Here is a 2,704-nt window from a genome sequence, read left to right on the forward strand (position 1 = left end):
AAGGATATGAGCCATTATTTCTCGCGCATGTATAACTCGGGCCGCATGTACCGCGACCGTTTCGAAGTCTCGAGCAAGGCGGATAGCGACGTCGCAAAACGCTTGCGCAATGCGTTCGTCGCAGACCACTGCCGGGCGGTTTGGGTCGCCCTGCCCGATGATGCCCCGATTGCGGCCTTGGAGCCCTCGGTTCTCGTGATCGCTCCCAAGGAGGCGGTCGCCTGGAACAGGCGGGGCACCAATGTCTATCCGGAGCCAGTCGCGCTCGTCGACGAGACAATTGCACGCCTGAATTTCTCGACGTCACAACTTGCTGCAATTGAACGGCAGCGGCTGCGATACGAGACGAGAGGGACAGCAGTTCTGTCGAACAAGACCGAGATGCGTGAAAGCACTCCCACGGCTCTTCCAAAGGGACCATTTCAGTTTGTCGCGCTGGACGTCGAAACAGCAAATAGCGATCGGGCGAGTGTATGCCAAATCGGCCTCGCCTTCGTCATTGACGGTGAGATTCGCGCTACCTGGTCAAGCTACGTCGATCCGAAAAGCCAAGGACTGGCGCTGCAACTGGATCCATGGATTACAGCGGATCGGGTACGACACGCGCCTTCCTTCGCGGAGGTTATGTCGCTTGTTGGCCCGGCGCTCGAAGGCACGACCGTCATTCAGCATAGCGGCTTCGACTGCGGCGCGATCAGCGCCGCCTGTCAGGAGAGCATGAGGAATTGTGTGGCAGTGCCTGATCTGGCTTGAATGGGCTATGGGGGTGGCGATGATTTTCGCGGAGGCCCATGGTTTTGAAATCAACAACCAAGAGACGGTCTCCCACGATCCTGCAATTCCGGATCTTTCTGAAAGACGTCAGCCCCATGGTCTGGCGGCGGGTTCAGGTGCCCTCGACCATGACGCTACGCGAGTTTCACGGTGTGCTTCAGGTCGTGATGGGCTGGGAGAGCATTCACCTTTATCAGTTTGTCATTCGTACGGTGCGTTACGGCTCCTGGGAAACGGCCGCTAACTCTCCGAAGGTTGCGCTTGACGATCTGAAACTGGGCAAAGGTAGCCGTTTTCTGTATGAGTACGACCTCAACATCCCATGGGAGCACGAAATCCGACTGGAAGAGCGCGGGAGCGTCAAGCCGGAAACTCGCTATCCGAATTGCCCCGGAGGGGACGGCAATTGCCCGCAGGAGGATTGCGGTGGCCCGGAGGGCTGGATGTGGCGACAGGACAACGCCTTCGGGTACGAAATGGTCGAAGATGGTGGAGACGCAGGTCGATGTGTGGCTCCGGCAGTACCGTAAGGGTGATGGGCGTGCCTTGCGGCACAAGGGATACTACCCTGTCACATTCCACACACTGTTCGGCGATGTTCGCCTGAAGAGCCCGCGATACTGCCTGCCGCGCAGGGAGGGAAGCAACGGCCCGGTGACAGTATCGCCTCTGAGCAACTGATCCCCGATCATGTCGCGCCCGAGCGTCTTTATCTCGAAACGCGCTGGGCCTCGCTGGTGCCCTACGCAGCGGCAGCAGAGTTGTTGGCGGATGTGCTGCCGATCGACTGCGGATCCAACGCAACGACGGTGCGGCAACATGCGCTGCGAACGGCAAGCCGGATCGAGCAGGAACTGACGGAAGAACGGGTTTCCTTCATGCAGGATTCCTGTCCACGCGACTGGATGGGCTTGCCCATTCCTGATGGGCGGATCGTCATAGGCATGGATGGCGGATATGTTCGCGATCGCGACGACCGCAAGAGAAACTTCGAGCTGATCGTCGGCCGCTCGCTGCCCGAAGACGGCGATCCACGTTACATCGGCTCGTTCATGGCTACGATCGCAAACCGCAGCGCCGGATTCTCGACCATCTCAAAAAGCAGGGGGTGCAGGCCAACCAGGATATCACCTTCATCACCGACGGCGGCGAGGAAGTCCGCTCACTCGCGAAAATGATTGCACCGGCCAGCGAGCATGTGCTGGACTGGTTCCATATCACCATGCGGATCACCGTTCTTCGCCAGTTCGCACAAGGGCTCGAAACCACGATGCACAGGCCGGACTGGATATGCTTGACGCCCTCAAAAGGATCAAATGGTATCTCTGGCATGTCGGCGGTATTTACCGGCGGAACCCCTCAATCCAAGTGTCGGTTAACGCTCCATCAGCAACTGGAACGTGTCAATGAGGATCGCCAGAAAAACGCCAGACCCAGTGATGATCACGCCATTCAGAAATAGCCGGCTTGCCTTGTCGTAGACGACTTTTTTCAGTGATGACGTTTGCAAAAGTAAAGCGAGGGAGCGCAGCTGAAAGACGATGCCTATAGTTATGACGACCAACGTCGGCAGGTCGGCAAGTCTCCACGGTATTGGATTGCTGGCCCACTGCGTAAGGAAGCCTAGGGAAAATGAAAGCACCACCCCCACGACGGTAATCGTGCCGTTGCGGAAAAGCGTTTCTATCAGGTGTTCGTCGTCATCGTTGAGATTCATTTCCGGCTCTCCATCCCGGTGACTATCCACGCTTTCGTGTGACAATCAACCGTATTTGGATATCTTATCGATGAAGACAGAGCCTAAGATGCCGTCTTCTTTCGAGAACTCGGTGAATTACCGGCGTTGCTGCGTGGATCACCCGGCGACTGATATTGAGCGGTGATTTTCACTCTCCGGATCTGGATTTTGACGATGCCGCACAAGTTCAAT

At 57.1% G+C, this 2,704-nt stretch carries 3 protein-coding genes and 1 pseudogene; 3 read left to right on the forward strand and 1 reads right to left on the reverse strand.

The features are described from left to right. The 3 genes and pseudogenes from LPU83_RS30050 to LPU83_RS30285 all read left to right on the forward strand — a co-directional run. A partial coding sequence (locus LPU83_RS30050) for a 3'-5' exonuclease family protein (RefSeq protein WP_483256072.1) occupies positions 1–753 on the forward strand: 753 nt, incomplete at its 5' end. A gap of 116 nt (positions 754–869) precedes the next feature. Then, positions 870–1,304, forward strand: coding sequence for a plasmid pRiA4b ORF-3 family protein (locus LPU83_RS30095; RefSeq protein WP_231052415.1), 435 nt, complete (start codon positions 870–872; stop codon positions 1,302–1,304). Beyond that, positions 1,258–2,115 (forward strand): annotated as a pseudogene (locus LPU83_RS30285) (ISKra4 family transposase); the annotation flags it as partial. The gene LPU83_RS30095 and the pseudogene LPU83_RS30285, both read left to right, overlap by 47 nt. A gap of 34 nt (positions 2,116–2,149) precedes the next feature. Here the strand turns inward: LPU83_RS30285 and LPU83_RS30300 are convergent. Then, on the reverse strand, positions 2,150–2,491 hold the full coding sequence (locus LPU83_RS30300; protein WP_018496486.1) for a hypothetical protein: 342 nt from the start codon (positions 2,489–2,491) through the stop codon (positions 2,150–2,152). Between the last annotated feature and the right edge of the window lie 213 nt (positions 2,492–2,704).

Origin of the sequence: Rhizobium favelukesii, from assembly GCF_000577275.2 — a bacterium.
GTDB lineage: Bacteria > Pseudomonadota > Alphaproteobacteria > Rhizobiales > Rhizobiaceae > Rhizobium > Rhizobium favelukesii.

Bases quoted from the DNA above. Each gene is read 5' to 3' on its own strand.
- LPU83_RS30095 (WP_231052415.1), top strand. From the start codon at position 870: ATGGTCTGGCGGCGGGTTCAGGTGCCCTCGACCATGACGCTACGCGAG.
- LPU83_RS30300 (WP_018496486.1), bottom strand. From the start codon at position 2,491: ATGAATCTCAACGATGACGACGAACACCTGATAGAAACGCTTTTCCGC.